At 53.9% G+C, this 15597-nt stretch carries 25 protein-coding genes; 23 read left to right on the top strand and 2 right to left on the bottom strand.

Annotated features, from left to right (window positions below; genetic code table 11):
• The first annotated feature begins 15 nt into the window (after positions 1 to 15).
• The 19 genes from rplN to rplQ all read left to right on the top strand — a co-directional run bounded on the left by rplN (position 16) and on the right by rplQ (position 10430).
• Positions 16 to 384 (top strand): 50S ribosomal protein L14, encoded by a 369-nt coding sequence (gene rplN / locus ACLHIL_RS07910; protein WP_411297418.1) that lies wholly within the window; start codon positions 16 to 18, stop codon positions 382 to 384.
• Complete coding sequence (gene rplX / locus ACLHIL_RS07905; protein WP_411297417.1) at positions 384 to 728, top strand: 50S ribosomal protein L24; 345 nt, start codon at positions 384 to 386, stop codon at positions 726 to 728. The genes rplN and rplX overlap by 1 nt, the downstream gene beginning before the upstream one ends.
• Positions 725 to 1273, top strand: a complete 549-nt coding sequence (rplE, locus tag ACLHIL_RS07900) for a 50S ribosomal protein L5 (RefSeq protein ID WP_411297416.1) — start codon at positions 725 to 727, stop codon at positions 1271 to 1273. The genes rplX and rplE overlap by 4 nt, the downstream gene beginning before the upstream one ends.
• Positions 1273 to 1458, top strand: a complete 186-nt coding sequence (locus ACLHIL_RS07895; protein WP_411297415.1) for a type Z 30S ribosomal protein S14 — start codon at positions 1273 to 1275, stop codon at positions 1456 to 1458. The genes rplE and ACLHIL_RS07895 overlap by 1 nt, the downstream gene beginning before the upstream one ends.
• A gap of 55 nt (positions 1459 to 1513) precedes the next feature.
• Entirely contained in the window at positions 1514 to 1912 is a 399-nt protein-coding gene (gene rpsH, locus ACLHIL_RS07890; RefSeq protein WP_411297414.1) for a 30S ribosomal protein S8, read from the top strand.
• 17 nt (positions 1913 to 1929) lie between these two features.
• A complete protein-coding gene (gene rplF / locus ACLHIL_RS07885) occupies positions 1930 to 2466 on the top strand; it encodes a 50S ribosomal protein L6 (protein WP_411297413.1) in 537 nt (178 codons plus the stop codon).
• Positions 2466 to 2837 carry a 50S ribosomal protein L18 gene (gene rplR / locus ACLHIL_RS07880; protein WP_411297412.1) on the top strand — a complete coding sequence of 124 codons (372 nt, stop codon included), beginning with the start codon at positions 2466 to 2468 and terminating at the stop codon, positions 2835 to 2837. Before rplF ends, rplR begins: the two co-directional genes overlap by 1 nt.
• Positions 2838 to 2859: 22 nt before the next feature.
• Positions 2860 to 3552: a 30S ribosomal protein S5 gene (gene rpsE / locus ACLHIL_RS07875; protein WP_411297411.1), complete on the top strand. Its 693-nt coding sequence runs from the start codon at positions 2860 to 2862 to the stop codon at positions 3550 to 3552.
• A complete protein-coding gene (rpmD, locus tag ACLHIL_RS07870; protein ID WP_411297410.1) occupies positions 3552 to 3728 on the top strand; it encodes a 50S ribosomal protein L30 in 177 nt (58 codons plus the stop codon). Before rpsE ends, rpmD begins: the two co-directional genes overlap by 1 nt.
• Entirely contained in the window at positions 3728 to 4195 is a 468-nt protein-coding gene (rplO, locus tag ACLHIL_RS07865) for a 50S ribosomal protein L15 (RefSeq protein ID WP_411297409.1), read from the top strand. Before rpmD ends, rplO begins: the two co-directional genes overlap by 1 nt.
• 209 nt (positions 4196 to 4404) lie before the next feature.
• Complete coding sequence (gene secY, locus ACLHIL_RS07860; RefSeq protein ID WP_411297408.1) at positions 4405 to 5691, top strand: preprotein translocase subunit SecY; 1287 nt, start codon at positions 4405 to 4407, stop codon at positions 5689 to 5691.
• Positions 5688 to 6272: an adenylate kinase gene (locus ACLHIL_RS07855; protein WP_411297407.1), complete on the top strand. Its 585-nt coding sequence runs from the start codon at positions 5688 to 5690 to the stop codon at positions 6270 to 6272. Before secY ends, ACLHIL_RS07855 begins: the two co-directional genes overlap by 4 nt.
• A gap of 8 nt (positions 6273 to 6280) precedes the next feature.
• Positions 6281 to 7105 carry a type I methionyl aminopeptidase gene (gene map, locus ACLHIL_RS07850; protein WP_411297406.1) on the top strand — a complete coding sequence of 275 codons (825 nt, stop codon included), beginning with the start codon at positions 6281 to 6283 and terminating at the stop codon, positions 7103 to 7105.
• A gap of 297 nt (positions 7106 to 7402) precedes the next feature.
• Entirely contained in the window at positions 7403 to 7624 is a 222-nt protein-coding gene (infA, locus tag ACLHIL_RS07845) for a translation initiation factor IF-1 (protein WP_411297405.1), read from the top strand.
• 41 nt (positions 7625 to 7665) lie between these two features.
• Positions 7666 to 7779 carry a 50S ribosomal protein L36 gene (gene rpmJ, locus ACLHIL_RS07840; protein WP_278013205.1) on the top strand — a complete coding sequence of 38 codons (114 nt, stop codon included), beginning with the start codon at positions 7666 to 7668 and terminating at the stop codon, positions 7777 to 7779.
• A gap of 154 nt (positions 7780 to 7933) precedes the next feature.
• Positions 7934 to 8305, top strand: coding sequence for a 30S ribosomal protein S13 (rpsM, locus tag ACLHIL_RS07835; RefSeq protein ID WP_411297404.1), 372 nt, complete (start codon positions 7934 to 7936; stop codon positions 8303 to 8305).
• Positions 8306 to 8330: 25 nt separating this feature from the next.
• Entirely contained in the window at positions 8331 to 8723 is a 393-nt protein-coding gene (rpsK, locus tag ACLHIL_RS07830; protein ID WP_411297403.1) for a 30S ribosomal protein S11, read from the top strand.
• Between the two features lie 112 nt (positions 8724 to 8835).
• Positions 8836 to 9834: a DNA-directed RNA polymerase subunit alpha gene (locus tag ACLHIL_RS07825; protein WP_411297402.1), complete on the top strand. Its 999-nt coding sequence runs from the start codon at positions 8836 to 8838 to the stop codon at positions 9832 to 9834.
• Between the two features lie 59 nt (positions 9835 to 9893).
• Positions 9894 to 10430 (top strand): 50S ribosomal protein L17, encoded by a 537-nt coding sequence (gene rplQ, locus ACLHIL_RS07820; protein WP_411297401.1) that lies wholly within the window; start codon positions 9894 to 9896, stop codon positions 10428 to 10430.
• A gap of 526 nt (positions 10431 to 10956) precedes the next feature.
• On the opposite strand, the gene ACLHIL_RS07815 is transcribed toward rplQ, so the two are convergent.
• Positions 10957 to 11748, bottom strand: coding sequence for an ROK family protein (locus tag ACLHIL_RS07815; RefSeq protein ID WP_411297400.1), 792 nt, complete (start codon positions 11746 to 11748; stop codon positions 10957 to 10959).
• Between the two features lie 126 nt (positions 11749 to 11874).
• Between ACLHIL_RS07815 and truA the strand changes: the two genes are divergently transcribed.
• Positions 11875 to 12750, top strand: coding sequence for a tRNA pseudouridine(38-40) synthase TruA (gene truA / locus ACLHIL_RS07810; protein ID WP_411297399.1), 876 nt, complete (start codon positions 11875 to 11877; stop codon positions 12748 to 12750).
• Between the two features lie 54 nt (positions 12751 to 12804).
• On the opposite strand, the gene ACLHIL_RS07805 is transcribed toward truA, so the two are convergent.
• Positions 12805 to 13194, bottom strand: a complete 390-nt coding sequence (locus ACLHIL_RS07805; protein ID WP_411297398.1) for a hypothetical protein — start codon at positions 13192 to 13194, stop codon at positions 12805 to 12807.
• Positions 13195 to 13246: 52 nt separating this feature from the next.
• Between ACLHIL_RS07805 and ACLHIL_RS07800 the strand changes: the two genes are divergently transcribed.
• From ACLHIL_RS07800 to rpsI, 3 genes are all read left to right on the top strand, one after another.
• Positions 13247 to 14170, top strand: coding sequence for a LysR family transcriptional regulator (locus ACLHIL_RS07800; RefSeq protein ID WP_411297397.1), 924 nt, complete (start codon positions 13247 to 13249; stop codon positions 14168 to 14170).
• A 167-nt stretch (positions 14171 to 14337) separates the two neighbouring features.
• Complete coding sequence (rplM, locus tag ACLHIL_RS07795; protein WP_411297396.1) at positions 14338 to 14781, top strand: 50S ribosomal protein L13; 444 nt, start codon at positions 14338 to 14340, stop codon at positions 14779 to 14781.
• A gap of 30 nt (positions 14782 to 14811) precedes the next feature.
• On the top strand, positions 14812 to 15297 hold the full coding sequence (gene rpsI, locus ACLHIL_RS07790) for a 30S ribosomal protein S9 (protein WP_411297395.1): 486 nt from the start codon (positions 14812 to 14814) through the stop codon (positions 15295 to 15297).
• Positions 15298 to 15597 lie beyond the last annotated feature (300 nt).

Genomic DNA, 15597 nt, shown 5'->3' with positions numbered 1-15597 from the left:
ACAGGAGATATGTAAATGATCCAGCAGGAGTCGCGGCTCAAGGTCGCCGACAACACAGGTGCAAAGGAAATCCTGTGCATCCATGTGCTCGGTGGCTCTGGCCGGCGCTACGCCGGAATTGGCGACATCATCGTCGCCGCCGTCAAGGATGCCATTCCTGGCGGAAACGTAAAGAAGGGCGATGTGGTTAAGGCCGTTATCGTCCGTGCCAAGAAGAGTACGCGTCGTGCAGACGGCTCGTACATTAAGTTTGATGAGAACGCAGCCGTCATTCTGAAGAATGACACCGAGCCGCGTGGTACCCGTATTTTCGGGCCCGTGGCACGCGAACTTCGCGATAAGAAGTTCATGCGTATCGTCTCCCTTGCACCGGAGGTGATCTAATGGCGAAGATCAAGAAGGGTGACCTCGTTCAGGTCATTGCCGGGCGTGATAAGGGTGCGCAAGGTCGTGTTCTCGAAGTAGATACTCGCAATAACCGCGTGATCGTTGAAGGCGTTCAGCGCGTTAAGAAGCACACCCGCGTGGGACGCACTGATCGTGGTGCGGTCACGGGCGGTATTGAGACCATCGAAGCTCCTATTCACGTGTCAAACGTGATGCTTGTTGGTCCGGATAAGAAGCCAGTGCGTGTGGGCTTCCGTGAGGTTGAGGTCGAGCGTAACGGTCGCACAAAGATCATGCGTGAGCGTATCGGCCGCCGTGGCGGGAAGGAGATCGAGCTGTGAACCAGCCTCGTTTGAAGACGAAGTACCGCCAGGAAATCCTCCCGGCACTGCAGAAAGAATTTAAGCACGACAACGTGAATAACGTTGGTGGCTTAACCAAGATTGTTGTGAACATGGGCGTCGGTGACGCTGCTCGTGATTCCAAGGTCTTGGAAGGAGCTATTGCGGATATTACTGCTATCACCGGTCAGAAGCCGCAGGTGACCCGAGCTCGTAAATCCATCGCTCAGTTCAAGCTGCGCGAAGGTCAAGCAATTGGTTGCCACGTTACGCTTCGCGGTGATCGTATGTGGGAGTTCCTCGATCGCTTGTTGTCAACAGCGCTGCCGCGTATCCGCGACTTCCGCGGTTTGTCTCCGCAGCAGTTCGATGGCCATGGAAACTACACCTTTGGCTTGACCGAGCAGACCGTGTTCCACGAGATCGATATGGACAAGATTGACCGCGTGCGCGGTATGGATATCACCGTGGTGACGTCTGCTAAGACCGATGACGAGGGACGCTTTCTGCTGCGTCAACTCGGCTTCCCGTTCAAGGAGAACTGATGGCTAAAACTGCTCTGAAGCATAAGGCGGCCCGGAAGCCAAAGTACGCTGTTCGCGCATACACGCGTTGTCAGCGTTGCGGTCGTCCGCACTCCGTCTATCGTAAGTTCGGCCTGTGCCGAGTCTGCCTGCGCGAGATGGCCCTGCGGGGCGAACTCCCGGGCGTTAAGAAGTCCAGCTGGTAAGAAACTACGTCGCAGGTCTGAAAAGGAAACCGCGACGAGGAAGGGCTGCTGCCCGATGTCTATGACAGACCCGATTGCAGATATGCTCACGCGTCTGCGCAACGCCAATTCGGCGTTCCACGAGACGGTTGATATGCCGTACTCGAAGATGAAGGCTTCGATTGCCGACATCCTTAAGCGTGAGGGATACATCGACACATACACTGTCGAAGAAGCCAATGTGGGCAAGACGCTCACTGTAACCCTGAAGTACGGCCCGAATCGTGAGCGTGCGCTTGCCGGTTTGCGTCGTATCTCTAAGCCGGGACTTCGTGTTTACGCAAAGTCCACCAACCTGCCTCAGGTCCTCGGCGGCCTCGGCGTGGCAATTCTGTCCACGTCCTCTGGTCTGCTTACCGACCGTGAAGCCAAGGACAAGGGTGTAGGTGGGGAAGTCCTCGCCTACATCTGGTAAGGGAGAGGAGTTCTACAATGTCGCGTATTGGTAAGCTCCCGATCTCTATTCCGGCAGGCGTTGAGGTGACGATTGCTAACGAAGTAGTGACCGTCAAAGGGCCTAAGGGCGAACTTGCACAGTCGATCCCAGCACCGATTTCAGTAGCTGTGGAAGATGGTCAAGTTGTCGTGACCCGTCCGAATGACGAGCGCGCTTCTCGGTCTTTGCATGGTCTGACTCGTACCCTGATCGCGAATAACATCATTGGTGTTACGGACGGATACACCAAGGCTCTGGAGATTCGTGGTACGGGTTACCGTGTTGTTGCTAAGGGAACGGATCTAGAGTTCTCCCTTGGATATTCGCACACGATTACCGTTCCGGCGCCAGAGGGCATCACATTCCAAGTTGATAGCCCGACGAAGTTCGCTGTTTGCGGTATCTCCAAGCAGCAGGTTGGCGAGATTGCGGCACAGATTCGCAAGCTGCGCAAGCCTGAGCCGTACAAGGGCAAGGGTATCCGCTATGTTGGCGAATACGTTCGGACCAAGGCTGGAAAGGCTGGTAAGTAATGGGCATCTCGTCTAAGTCCAAGAGCTCTTTTGCTGCTCGTAAGCGCCGCCACCAGCGTCTGCGCAAGCGCGTGTCTGGCACTGCTGAGTGTCCACGTCTCGTCGTTTCTCGGTCGAACCGCCATATGGTTGCCCAGATCATTGACGATACCGTCGGTCGCACTCTGGTAAGCGCCTCGACGCTGGAAGCCGATTTCTCGGTAGATGGCGACGGTAAGGTAGCGAAGGCACGCGAGGTGGGCGTGCGTATTGGTAAGCGCGCGATGGACGCCGGAATCACCGCCGTCGTCTTTGATCGTGCAGGAAACAAGTATCACGGTCGTGTGGCCGCGGTTGCCGAAGGCGCCCGCGAAGCCGGATTGACCCTGTGATCTGGAACGAGAGGATATAGACATGGCTGCAGAGCAGCGTGGACGTCGTTCCGAGGGCGATCAGCGTGAAGATCGTCGTCGTGATGGACGACGTAACGAGCGTCGCACCGATCGTCGCGCAGATGACAGGAGTCCCTACATCGAGCGCGTCGTGACGATTAACCGTGTAGCAAAGACCGTTAAGGGCGGTCGCCGGATGTCCTTCACTGCGCTCGTGGTGGTTGGTGACGGCAACGGTACCGTCGGTGTCGGCTACGGCAAGGCCAAGGAAGTTCCCGCAGCAATTGCTAAGGGCACGGAAAAGGCTAAGAAGAATTTCTTTAAGGTTCCGCGTATTGGAACAACCATTCCGCACATTGTGCAGGGTGAGGATGCAGCAGGCGTTGTGTTGTTGCGTCCGGCTTCCCCGGGTACTGGCGTTATCGCCGGCGGTCCGGTGCGCGCCGTCATGGAGGCCGCTGGTGTTCATGACGTGCTCACCAAGTCGCTGGGTTCATCCAACGCAATCAACATTGTGCATGGCACGGTTGCTGCGCTGAAGAAGCTAGAACAGCCGGAAGCAGTGGCTGCCCGTCGTGGTTTGCCGGTTGATCAAGTTGCACCGCAAGCAATGCTTCGCGCACGTGCCGAGCACGAAGCGAAGGAACGCGAGGACGCCGCCCTCGAAGCACAGCGTGCTGAGAATGAGGCTGCTGCCGCAGGAGTTGGTGCATAATGCTGAAGATTACGCAGAAGAAGGGCCTTGTTGGCACCAAGCAGAACCAGCGCGAGACGATGCGCTCGCTCGGTCTGCGTAAGATTCACCAGTCGGTGACTCGCGAGGATACTCCCGCTGTGCGCGGAATGATCCAGAAGGTCGCTCATCTGGTGAGTGTGGAGGAGGTTGACTAATGGCTACCGAAACCAATTCCGAGCCGCTGAAGATTCATGATCTTCGTCCAGCACCGGGTGCAAATCGCTCCAAGATCCGCGTTGGACGCGGTGAGGGTTCGAAGGGTAAAACGGCTGGTCGCGGTACCAAGGGTACGCATGCGCGCAATACGGTTCGCCCCGGATTCGAAGGCGGTCAGATGCCGTTGCACATGCGTCTGCCGAAGTTGCGTGGCTTTAAGAACCCGGCTCGCGTGGAATACCAGGTCGTTAACTTGGATGCGCTTGCTGAAGTGTTCCCTAAGGGAGGCACGATCACGGTTGAGGATCTCGTTAATAACGGTTTGGTTCGTAAGAATCGTCCGGTGAAGATCCTAGGAACTGGCGATATTACCGTCAAGGTTAATGTCACCGCCGATGCATGGTCGCGTTCCGCTCAGGAAAAGATTGAGGCTGCTGGCGGGTCACTCGCTAAGCGTGACGCCTAAAACGGAGAACGGCCGGCATTCACTACGGTGAATTCCGGCCGTTCCTTACGTAATTTTGTGGTCTATGCACCAGGAGAAGAGTAGGTGCATAGCTAACTCGTGCGGGTATAGTAGCTATACGGAACGCAAGGCTGAGGAAGCATTGGGTTCCCAGGGCAACTGGTTATACCGCGCAACGGCTCGTTCGAGTCGGCAAATGGAGGACTGTTGTGTTAAAAGCACTCGTATCAGCATTTCGCACCCCGGATTTACGGCGAAAGCTGCTCTTCACCATTATGATTATGGCGATCTACCGTCTGGGTACGTATGTGCCGGCACCGTTCGTCTCGTATGAAAACGTCAAGCAGTGTTTGTCGGAACAAGGTACTGCCGATATTTTCACTATGCTGAACATGTTTTCTGGCGGTGCAATGCTTCAGATCTCCGTCTTTGCATTGGGAATCATGCCGTACATTACCGCATCAATTATTGTTCAGTTGATGCGTGTGGTGATTCCTAAATTTGAAGAGCTACATAAAGAAGGGCAGACGGGTACTGCCAAGCTCACCGAATATACCCGTTACTTGACGATTTTCCTTGCTGTGCTTCAAGCGTCGGTGATGGTATCCATTGCTAATGGCAAGTTGTTTACCACCTGTTCTGTACATCCGATTCCGGGTGCCACCCCGTTGCGCCTGGTAGTTGCCATTATTGCGATTACTGCCGGTACGGGTTTGATTATGTGGCTCGGTGAATTGATTACTGAACGCGGCGTCGGCAACGGTATGTCGCTGCTGATCTTCACGGGTATTGCTGCGAACTTCCCAGCTATGCTGACGAACGTGTTCCGCTCTGACGGCGGAGCGGCGCGAGTGGCAATTGTTGTGGCTATGTTCCTCGCAATCACGCTGGTTGTTGTTTTCGTGGAGCAGTCCCAGCGTCGTATCCCGGTTCAATATGCAAAGCGGGTAATTGGTCGCCGTACCTATGGTGGAACCTCCACGTATATTCCGCTTAAGATCAATATGGCCAACGTTATTCCGGTCATTTTCGCGTCCTCAATTCTCTCGCTACCGCAGATGATTGCTCAGTTTGGCGATCCGAACTCAAGCTGGGTCCAGTGGTTGCACCTGCATTTCACTCGTGCTTCCGTGTGGTACCTCATTGCATACGCATTATTGATTGTGTTCTTTGCTTTCTTCTACACGTCCATTACGTTCAATCCAGAAGAAGTGGCAGACAATATGAAGCGTTATGGCGGCTTCATCCCCGGTATCCGTGCGGGTCAACCGACGGCAGATTACTTGCGTTATGTCATTAATCGTATTAACTGGGTTGGCGCCTTGTACCTGGCGATTATTGCGATGATTCCGCTGGTGGTATTCAACCAGATGGGTATTCGTTCGATGGCCTTCGGCGGTACATCCATCATCATCTTGGTGGGTGTCGGCTTGCAGACTGTCAAAGATATTGACGCTCAATTGCAACAGCGCCACTATGAGGGATTCTTGCGATGAGCTACCGTCTCGTGATTGTGGGGCCGCCGGGAGCAGGCAAAGGCACACAAGCCAATGCCATCTCGGAGAACTTCAATGTGCCGTGGGTTTCCACCGGTCAGGTTTTTCGGGAAGCAATTGCGAGCGGTTCTGATTTAGGCACCCTGTTGGCTTCGTATATTGAAGCCGGTAATTTAGTGCCTGATGAGCTTACTGATCGCGTTGTGGCTAATCGTCTCGATCAGATGGGCAAGAGTAGTGGTTTCCTGCTGGACGGCTATCCGCGTACCTTGAGCCAAGTCGATGCCCTTGATGTAATGCTTGCCGATAGGGATCAGCAATTAGATGCTGTTATCGAGTTGCAGATCCCTGACGAGGCGATTATCGGGCGTCTGCTTCGCCGCGCGGAATTAGAAAATCGTGCGGATGATACTGAGGAAGTGATTCGGCACCGTATTGAGGTCTATCACAACTCAACGCGCCCGTTGCTAGAGGTATATCGAAACCGTGGTCTTGTCGTTGCTGTTGACGGTATGGGCAGTATCGCTGATGTTGAGCAGCGTCTTATTGCGCAGCTTCGCGCAGCCCTTGACGCAAGGTAAAGCACGCGGTGATCGAATATAAGACTCATGATGAGATCCGCAAGATGCGTCGGGCCGCACTTGTGGTGGCACAGATTCATCGCGCCTTACAATCACACATCACGGCTGGGATGACGACCAGAGATTGCGACGCTATCGCGCTTGACGTTTTGCGTGAAGCCGGGGCACAATCGAATTTCTACGGATACTATGACTATCCAGCCCAGATTTGTACGTCAGTTAATGACGTTATTGTGCATGGTATCCCCGATGATCGAGTTCTCCAGCCCGGAGATATTATCTCGTGCGATTGCGGTGCAGTTGTTGATGGCTGGAATGGCGATGCTGCCTTTACTATGGTGCTCCCTGGTGGAGATCCGCAGGTATATGCCGCTCGGAAACGGCTGTCGGATATTACGGAACACGCCATGTGGGTTGGGATTGCGGCAATGGCAACGCGTAAGCGCGTCGGGCATATCGGTGAAGCAATCGATGATTTTATTACCTCCCTGCCGGATGATGAACAGCCAGATATCCTTATTGACTATGTTGGGCACGGCATCGGACGTCAAATGCACCAAGAGCCTGATGTCCTGCATTACCGTTCGCGGGGGAGAAGCCCGAGACTTCGGGCGGGAATGGTACTGTGTGTTGAGCCGATGTTAGCGGCAGGAAATCAAGCGAACCGCGTTTTGGAAGATGGCTGGACGGTAGTTACTCAAGATGGATCTGACGCAGCGCATTGGGAACATGAGGTTGCGTTGCATGAAGAGGGTATATGGGTGCTTTCTGCTCCTGATGGTGGGGTCGCCGGATTAGCGCCTTTTGGTATCACGCCAGTTCCGTTGGATTAATCGGTTTCAGCTAGCGGAACAGAACAAATAACTAGCATTTATCTAGCTGATAGTCCGAAATGTTTAGGTTCTATAGCTGCTACGAGATCTTTCTTCTTACATGCTATTGAAATTTATCGTTTTGATGTGAGCCGCCGGAACTGATATTGACGAAGATGCTGTTTCTTCGTGACGTGCTCCACCAGATTCTGCCTTTTCACAGGTCAGTGTTGTCGCGTAGAATTGTGCGTTGGTGCCCCTCGGGGCCTCGTCGGGAGAACTTCTTTCGACGCAGCAAAAATCAGGTTAGTGGGGAACATGGCGAAAAAAGAAGGCGTCATCGAAGTAGAAGGCAGAGTAACTGAAGCCCTGCCCAATGCGATGTTTCGGGTCGAATTGGAGAACGGGCACATGGTGCTCGCCCATATTTCTGGCAAGATGCGTCAGCACTACATCAAGATCCTTCCGGAAGATCGTGTTGTCGTTGAGCTCACTCCGTATGATCTCAACCGCGGCCGTATCGTCTACCGTTACAAGTAACCCATCGAGCGCCGGATTTTCCGGCATAGGAAGCACCATAAATGAAGGTCAAGCCTAGCGTTAAGAAGATCTGCGAAAACTGCAAGATCATTCGCCGGCATGGTCGCGTCATGGTTATCTGCGATAACCCGCGGCACAAGCAGCGTCAGGGATAACCTGGCAGCCAGGGCACTCCTGGTCGTGGATCGGCATCCACAGTCATTGCATTACTAGCGTTGGTTTCGCCCATGCAACCCTCAGTCCGAAGGCTGAGGCCCATTCGGGAAGTAATGCTCCACACCTTCGGATAAAGACACAAGGAGCCAAAACATGGCACGTCTTTCTGGCGTAGATCTCCCGCGCGATAAGCGCGTTGAGGTTGCGCTTACGTACATTTTCGGCATTGGTCGCACTCGTGCTCACGAAACTCTGCAGGCGACGGGGGTCAACCCGGATACCCGCGTGCGTGATCTGACCGAGGACGAAATGATCAGCCTGAAGAATCACATCGACGAGAACTACAAGGTCGAAGGTGATTTGCGCCGCGAGATTCAAGCAGATATTCGCCGTAAGGTCGAGATTGGTTGTTACCAGGGTCTGCGTCATCGTCGTGGTCTGCCCGTACACGGTCAGCGTACAAAGACGAACGCACGTACCCGCAAGGGGCCGAAGTCCACCGTTGTCGGCAAGAAGAAGAAGTAATTCGGCAGATCAGGAGTGTTAATAGATGCCAGCCAAGTCTCAGCGCCGTCCGCGTCGTAGCACGCGCAAAAATGTCCTCAACGGGCAGGCGCACATTAAGTCCACTTTTAACAATACGATCGTTTCGATCACGGACACCAAGGGTGAAGTCATCGCGTCAGCTTCTGCCGGTATGGTCGGCTTCAAGGGCTCGCGTAAGTCCACCCCGTATGCTGCTCAGCTAGCTGCGGAAAACGCTGCCCGTCGGGCCATGGATCATGGTCTGAAGAAGGTTGATGTGTTCGTTAAGGGTCCTGGTTCAGGACGTGAAACCGCGATCCGTTCGTTGACGGCATCGGGTCTGGAAGTAACCTCGATTTCTGATGTTACGCCTCAGGCTCACAACGGTTGCCGCCCGGCTAAGCGCCGCCGCGTCTGATGAAGTAGTAGATGGCCGAGGTTATCTACTATCCGGCAGGATTTCCTGCAGTTTCACCCTAAGAATTTCTCGCAGGTGTCATATAGCGGGCATCTGATGAAAGGATAAACCCGTGATCATTGAACAGCGTCCCGCGCTGACGGAAGAAAAGATTTCCGATACGCGTTCGCGTTTCACGCTCGATCCACTCGAGCCTGGTTTTGGTTACACCTTGGGTAACTCCCTACGCCGTACCTTGCTCTCGTCGATTCCTGGTGCTGCGATCACCTCCGTTCATATTGACGGTGTGTTGCATGAGTTTTCGACGATTCACGGCTGCAAGGAAGATGTTGCCGAAATTATTTTGAATCTGAAGGAACTCGTTGTGACGTCCGAGCATGATGAGCCGGTGCTGATGTACCTGCGTAAGCAGGGCCCAGGGCAGGTGCTCGCTTCGGATATCACCCCTCCCGCAGGCGTGGAGATCCACAATCCAGATCTCGTCATCGCGACCTTGAACGACATGGGCAAGATTGAAGTTGATCTGACGGTTGAACGCGGTCGTGGCTATGTGTCAGCAACGCAGAATAACTCGCCGGACTACGAAATTGGTCGGATTCCGATTGATTCAATCTATTCGCCGGTTGTTAAAGTCTCGTACAAGGTAGAAGCCACTCGTGTGGGGCAGCGGACCGACTTCGACAAGCTCATTGTCGATGTTGAAACCAAGCCGTCGATGCTTCCGCGTGACGCTTTTGCTTCCGCCGGTAAGACTCTTGTTGAGCTGTTCGGGCTGTGCACCGAGCTAAATGAAGAGGTTGAAGGGCTTGAGCTGAAAGAAGCTCCGGTTGTCGAGCAGCAGTCATCTGATTTGCAGCGCCCGATTACCATTCTTAACCTCCCTGCTCGTTCGCAGAACTGTTTGCAGCGTGAAGGTATCCATACCATCGGTGAGCTGGTTTTGCGCTCTGAAGCCGATCTTCTAGATATTCGCAACTTCGGTGCGAAGTCGATTGAAGATGTGAAGGATGAGCTGGCCAAACTTGATTTGCGGTTGAAGGATTCGCCGGCAGGATACATGTCAGGCTTTGGCGACGACGCCTACGGCATGCAATTTAGCGACGACGTTTAACTAGGACTGCCGCATCGCGGCTACGGGCGTTGGCCCGTGAAAGAATTTTAGGAGTTATTATGCCCAAGCCCACCAAGGGGGCACGTCTCGGTGGCAGCCCAGCCAACGAGCGCAAGATTATTGCTAATTTGTGCAAGTCCCTTATTGAGCACAAGTCAGTGGTGACGACGGAAGCTCGCGCCCGTCGGGTTCGCCCGTATATGGAGCGTCTCGTCACGAAGGCGAAGAAAGGCGATACCTACAACCGCCGTCTGGCACTCAAGGTGCTGAACAACCGTGAGAGCGCATACGTGCTGTTTGAGGAACTCGCACCGAAGTTTGCTGAGCGTAACGGCGGTTACACCCGTATCGTTAAGCTGCCGAACCGTAAGGGCGACAATGCCCCCATGGCTGAGATTTCGCTCGTTCTTGAGCCAGTCTCTCCGAAGCAGGCAGTTGTTAAGGAAGCTCAGAAGGTAGCGAAGAAGGCTGCGGAAACAGCCAAGCCGGCTGAGGAAGTGACCGAAGAGGCGCCGACGACGGAAACGCCGGAGGATGCTGAGAAGGTTGAATCGGTCGAAGTCGAGGAAGCGACTGACGCTAGCGACGAGAAGTAATTAGATTCTTCTGTTATTCCATTGCGGGGAAGCCCAATCGGGCTTCCCCGCAATGGCTTTTACGGGTAAAAATCCGGAATCAAAGGCTAAAATCTGGGACAACCTGCCTTATTACGTCGTCAATACCTCCACGCCGATGCCGGAAAGAACTACGGTGGCCAGATTTCCTCGGAGGAGGGTAGAGAGGGAAAAAGAAAGAAAAACTCATGTGCTCTCAGCTTTGGTTTACATAGGCAGCGAGCGTCAGAGCGTGAGAGCGTGTATCTTGCTACGAATACTTCGAAATCAGGTTGAGGGTAGGAAAGCGTGCGATGCCTAACATACTCAAGAATGTAACTATCTTGCCATAGCTAGTATGCACTGATAGCCGCATATAGTTCATCGTGATGAGGAAATACGGCATTAGATAATAGATGATGGGATACGCCGCGAGTTGCATATTCATATTGCGTGATTGCCTCAAGGGTATATTGACGGACGCTGGCAGATACGAGCGTCATATACGAGCGTCATATACCTCAATATGTTATCCGCGGCCAACCATTGACCAGGCGCGTACGCCGCCATTCATGCCTGCCATATTAGGAACGAAAATGACTCCAGGCATGCGCGAACGAACAGAATCTGTAATTCGCGCGGCGTTTCCCCCTCCGAGATACAAGGTATCCCACCGAAAGATTGGCCAAAGTGATTCGATGGCTTTGAGAACGCGACGCGACCAGGCAGAATCGCCCAAACGCAAACGTTCATGTTCGCCAACTACGTCGTCGTACACTAATCCCCACCGCATGGGGGCATGGGAAATCTCCAAATGCGGGGCAAGCCGACCGTTATCAAGGAATGCCGATCCGAGTCCGGTTCCAAGAGTAAGGACGAGTTCTAACCCTTGACCACGTACCACTCCGGCTGCCGCAACCTCTGCGTCGTTGAGAACCAGAGCGGGAACTCCGTAATGAACTTCGAGAGCGGTTTGCATATCCTGCCCCGTCCACGCTTCTTCTAACTGCGGCAGGATACGAGTGTGGGGCCCAGCTCGGCGAATGTAATGCGGCGTATAGACAACTACTCCGTGGCGGATCATTCCCGGCATGCCCAGGGTGATCCGAGAGAAAGAAAGCGAAGCGTCTGGGCTGACGTCGCGGATCTGCTGGTCAATAACATTAATTAGATCGTTCGGCGAAAAGGGATAGGGGACAGGGGTGCGAACAACATCAGAGCATTGGAATCCGCCCGCGTCAAGCAACGTCGATTTAATACCTCCGCCACCGCAATCAATACAGAGCGTGAGTGGCGATTCTGGTTGTGCCTGTGTTCCCATAGCCTAGACGGTAGCGCAAAACTCTAAGTCGAACCAGTTGAGGCAGCCCTGTTGTGGATGGCAGTTACGGTTACCTGCTGTGGAGAAGTGAATGTTCTGTTTGCGCAAGCCAGTATGCTGGATGGCATGAGGCTACGTATTGATGTCAGTTATGAGGGCTACGGGTTCCACGGCTGGGCGAGCCAGCCTGGATTGCGAACGGTGCAAGGGGAACTTGAAGAGGTATTAACGACGATAATCCGTCAGCCAGTGGTGTTGACCGTTGCAGGGCGCACTGACGCAGGGGTACACGCCTTGGGGCAGTGTGCACATTTTGACGTTGATCCGGAGCGTTTTGCGGCTCTCGGAGGGCGATCTGGTCACGATCCAGCGATGAGTTTACGGCGTCGGGCCAATGCTATGCTAGTGCGCCGTTGTGCTGGTATTCGGGGATATAGCGACGTGATTATTCGTCACGTGCGTGAAACCAGCTCAGAATTTGACGCCCGTTTTTCGGCCCTGTGGCGCGCCTACACATACCGGATTGCAGATCGGGTTGAGCTGTGGGATCCACGTCAACGGGATGTGCTGTGGTGTGAGGAGGAACTGGATATTGCTGCGATGAACCGAGCTGCTGAAGCGCTGCTAGGAGAGCATGATTTTTTGGCATATTGCAAGCCTCGGCCAGGCGCCTCAACCATACGGACTCTGTATGAACTGCATTTCTCTCGTGATGAGGCAGGTGTGATTACTGGATATGCCCGGGCGGATGCTTTTTGCCATTCGCAGGTGCGAACCATGATGGGAACGCTTATTCGAGTGGGAAACGGTAAGCGGGAAGAGAGCTGGCCAGGGCAACGGTTACGTCAACGGTGTCGAGATGGCGAAGTAGTTGTTGCTCCGGCCCACCCTTTGACTTTGGCTGCTGTGGGCTATCCCGATCCAGCGCGCTACGGTGAGCAGGCTCGAATTGCCCGGCAGTTCCGAGGTGCGGATGGAGAGCCTTGTTCTTCATGCGAATAACGGGTTGCTAATAGTGGTTCCGTCTATGCAGATAGGCAGGCGAGTAGGGGTACGTTAATCTGCCGTGATAATAGTGGTAGCCGTTGTACATTCAGAGTTTTCGGTTTCCGGGGATGTGCAAGCGGCGGTTTTCCGACCGGATGGCGTACAGCGCCGCCGCAATACCTCAAATAAATATCGGCGCTTAACAGTGAGCACGATATAACAAGCAATACCGACGAAAATGAGGTTAGTAAAGACGGAGGGCCACGCACCAGTAGCCGCGCACGTCACTAAAGACAGCGATCCAGAAATCAGGCAGAGCCCCTGATAGCGCAGTGAATCAGCCATAAGCTTGCCACGTGAGACGCAATAGAAACTATAGAGATAGGTGACAGCTCCGATCCAACCGAGCGTCATTATGATCGTCATAGGTGCGCCATTCACGTAATGATTGTGAGCCATAATAGGATTAAGGTCAATTGAAATAAACTACAAATATATTTAAGTTATTCTTATGAAGATCTCTGTGCAGCGCCTATCTATTTTGTTGACGGTGGCGCGAGAGGGTGGTATCCAGGCGGCTGCTGACGTCTTAGGCGTATCAGCGTCGGCTGTTAGCCAACAGATGAATAAGCTGGAACATGAATGTGGGCATACTCTTCTCGTTCGCACCGCCAGCGGTGCGATTCTGACGGATGCCGGACGCCTCGTAGCGCAGGTCGCACAACAGGTTGAGCAGGAATGTGAGCATTTAGAGCGCGATCTGTTGGAATATGCCGGAACACCGACGGGGATCGTTCGTGTCGGGGCATTTCAGACGGTGATACGAAGCCTCATTCTGCCAAATCTAGAGGCACTCGCTGAGCAAGCACCTGGCGTTGACGTGCATGTTCGGGAAGGTGATTCGCGTGCGTCGTTGGCATATCTGCGGCAAAACACGATAGACATCGCCGTATTGGAAAGCGATACGGATGTGCCCACAGCGCCTCGCGGAACGCGGATCTATCCGCTCTTGGAAGAGCCGTGGTATGTGGTATATCCGGCGCGATTTGCGTTACCGGCAGATCCGCGAGAACTTGTCCAATATCCGTGGTTGGGCGCGCATCCGGATTCTGTCGTCGGGCGAGCGACTGAGCGATTAGCACGTAGCTGGGGTTTTACGCCTTCGCAGCAGTACGTCTTTCAGGATTATGACGTTGCCTTGTCTATGGTGCAAGCCGGATTAGGGGTGGCGGTACTGCCACGGCTCGGGTTGGCAGATCGACGTGAAGGGATTAAGGTGCATTACGTTCCGGGATTGGGAACGCGGCAACTTGTCATGTGTATTAGTTCTGCTCCATCGCGGCAGAATACAGCTATTGATCTTATATGTCGGCAGTTACGGACCATCGCACTAGGCGCATCGGAACTCATAGATATTAAACCTGCCACAGCCTGACAAACATCTTTGACCATTGCGGTCACAGGTCATTACAATAAGAAACCGTTGTGACCTTGATGTCCTTCCCACTCGTCAAGAATGCAACATCCTTTGAGACCACTGGCAAAAAGCGGTAAAGCCATCCGCAGATTTGCCAAGATTACAGAAGAGAAAAGGCTACGCAAGTGCGCACTTTTACACCGAAGCCCGGAGATATCGAGAAGAAGTGGTACGTCGTTGACGCCACCGATATCGTCCTTGGCCGTTTGGCAGCTCAGGTTGCACCCCTGCTCCGTGGGAAGCATAAGCCGACTTTCGCTCCGCATGTCGATACGGGTGACTACGTCATCGTTATTAACGCCGAAAAGGTGGCGTTGACCGGCATGAAGCACGAGCAGAAGATGGCATATCGCCACTCTGGTTTCCCAGGTGGTTTGAAGGCAACGTCATACGCCGAACTTCTCGAGCACAACCCTGAGCGCGCTGTCTACAAGGCGATCGCCGGTATGTTGCCGAAGAACACTCTCGGACGTCAGCAGCTTTCCAAGCTGAAGGTCTACCGTGGTAGCGAGCATCCGCATGCCGCTCAGCAGCCGGTGCCCTTCGAGCTCAAGCAGGTTGCCAAGTAATCCCTGGCCAGAATTTACCTAAGGAGAACCGTGGCAGAGACCACCGTTGAAACCGAAGAGCTCGAAGAACTGAGCTCGTATTCGACTGAGACCCCCACGAAGCCCACCGGTCAGGGTGCATCCATGACCGCTCCGGGTGCGGGTCTTGGCCGCCGCAAGGAAGCAATCGCCCGTGTCCGTCTCGTTCCTGGCTCTGGTCAGTGGACGATCAACGGTCGCACCTTGGAAGATTACTTCCCGAACAAACTGCACCAGCAGCTTGTTAACGATCCGTTTACGCTTCTCGACCTCAAGGGCCGTTTTGACGTTATCGCACGTATCCACGGTGGTGGAACGTCTGGTCAGGCCGGCGCCCTGCGCTTGGGTATTTCCCGTGCGCTGAACGAGATCGACCGTGAGGCAAACCGTCCGGCATTGAAGAAGGCCGGCTTCCTCACGCGTGATGCCCGTAGCGTGGAACGGAAGAAGGCAGGACTGAAGAAGGCACGCAAGGCCTCGCAGTTCTCCAAGCGCTAAACCCAGTGCTTTCAGGTGGACCCAGCTCAGGCTGGGTCCACTTTTTTATCTGCGGAGTGCAAGTTGTGCCTTGCGGGTTATAGGACAAAATGTGTTGCTATTTTTCGGGTTTTTCGTTGTGTTGATGCGCGAAAGTGGGGGTTTTAGTTGGTTGTAGTCAACTAATTGGTCGGACAAATTGTGTTGCTTTTGTCGGGATTTTTTGGCGTTATTGCGGGGGAAACTGGGTGTTGTAGTTGGTGTGTTTTAGGGGTTTGGCACTCTGTTATGAATGACGAGTGTTAAGTGCCCGGGGTGCGG

Origin of the sequence: Trueperella sp. LYQ143, from assembly GCF_046599595.1 — a bacterium.
GTDB lineage: Bacteria > Actinomycetota > Actinomycetes > Actinomycetales > Actinomycetaceae > Trueperella.
The sequence above is the reverse complement of the archived record's forward strand: the minus strand, read 5'-3'. Positions and strand labels throughout refer to the sequence as shown.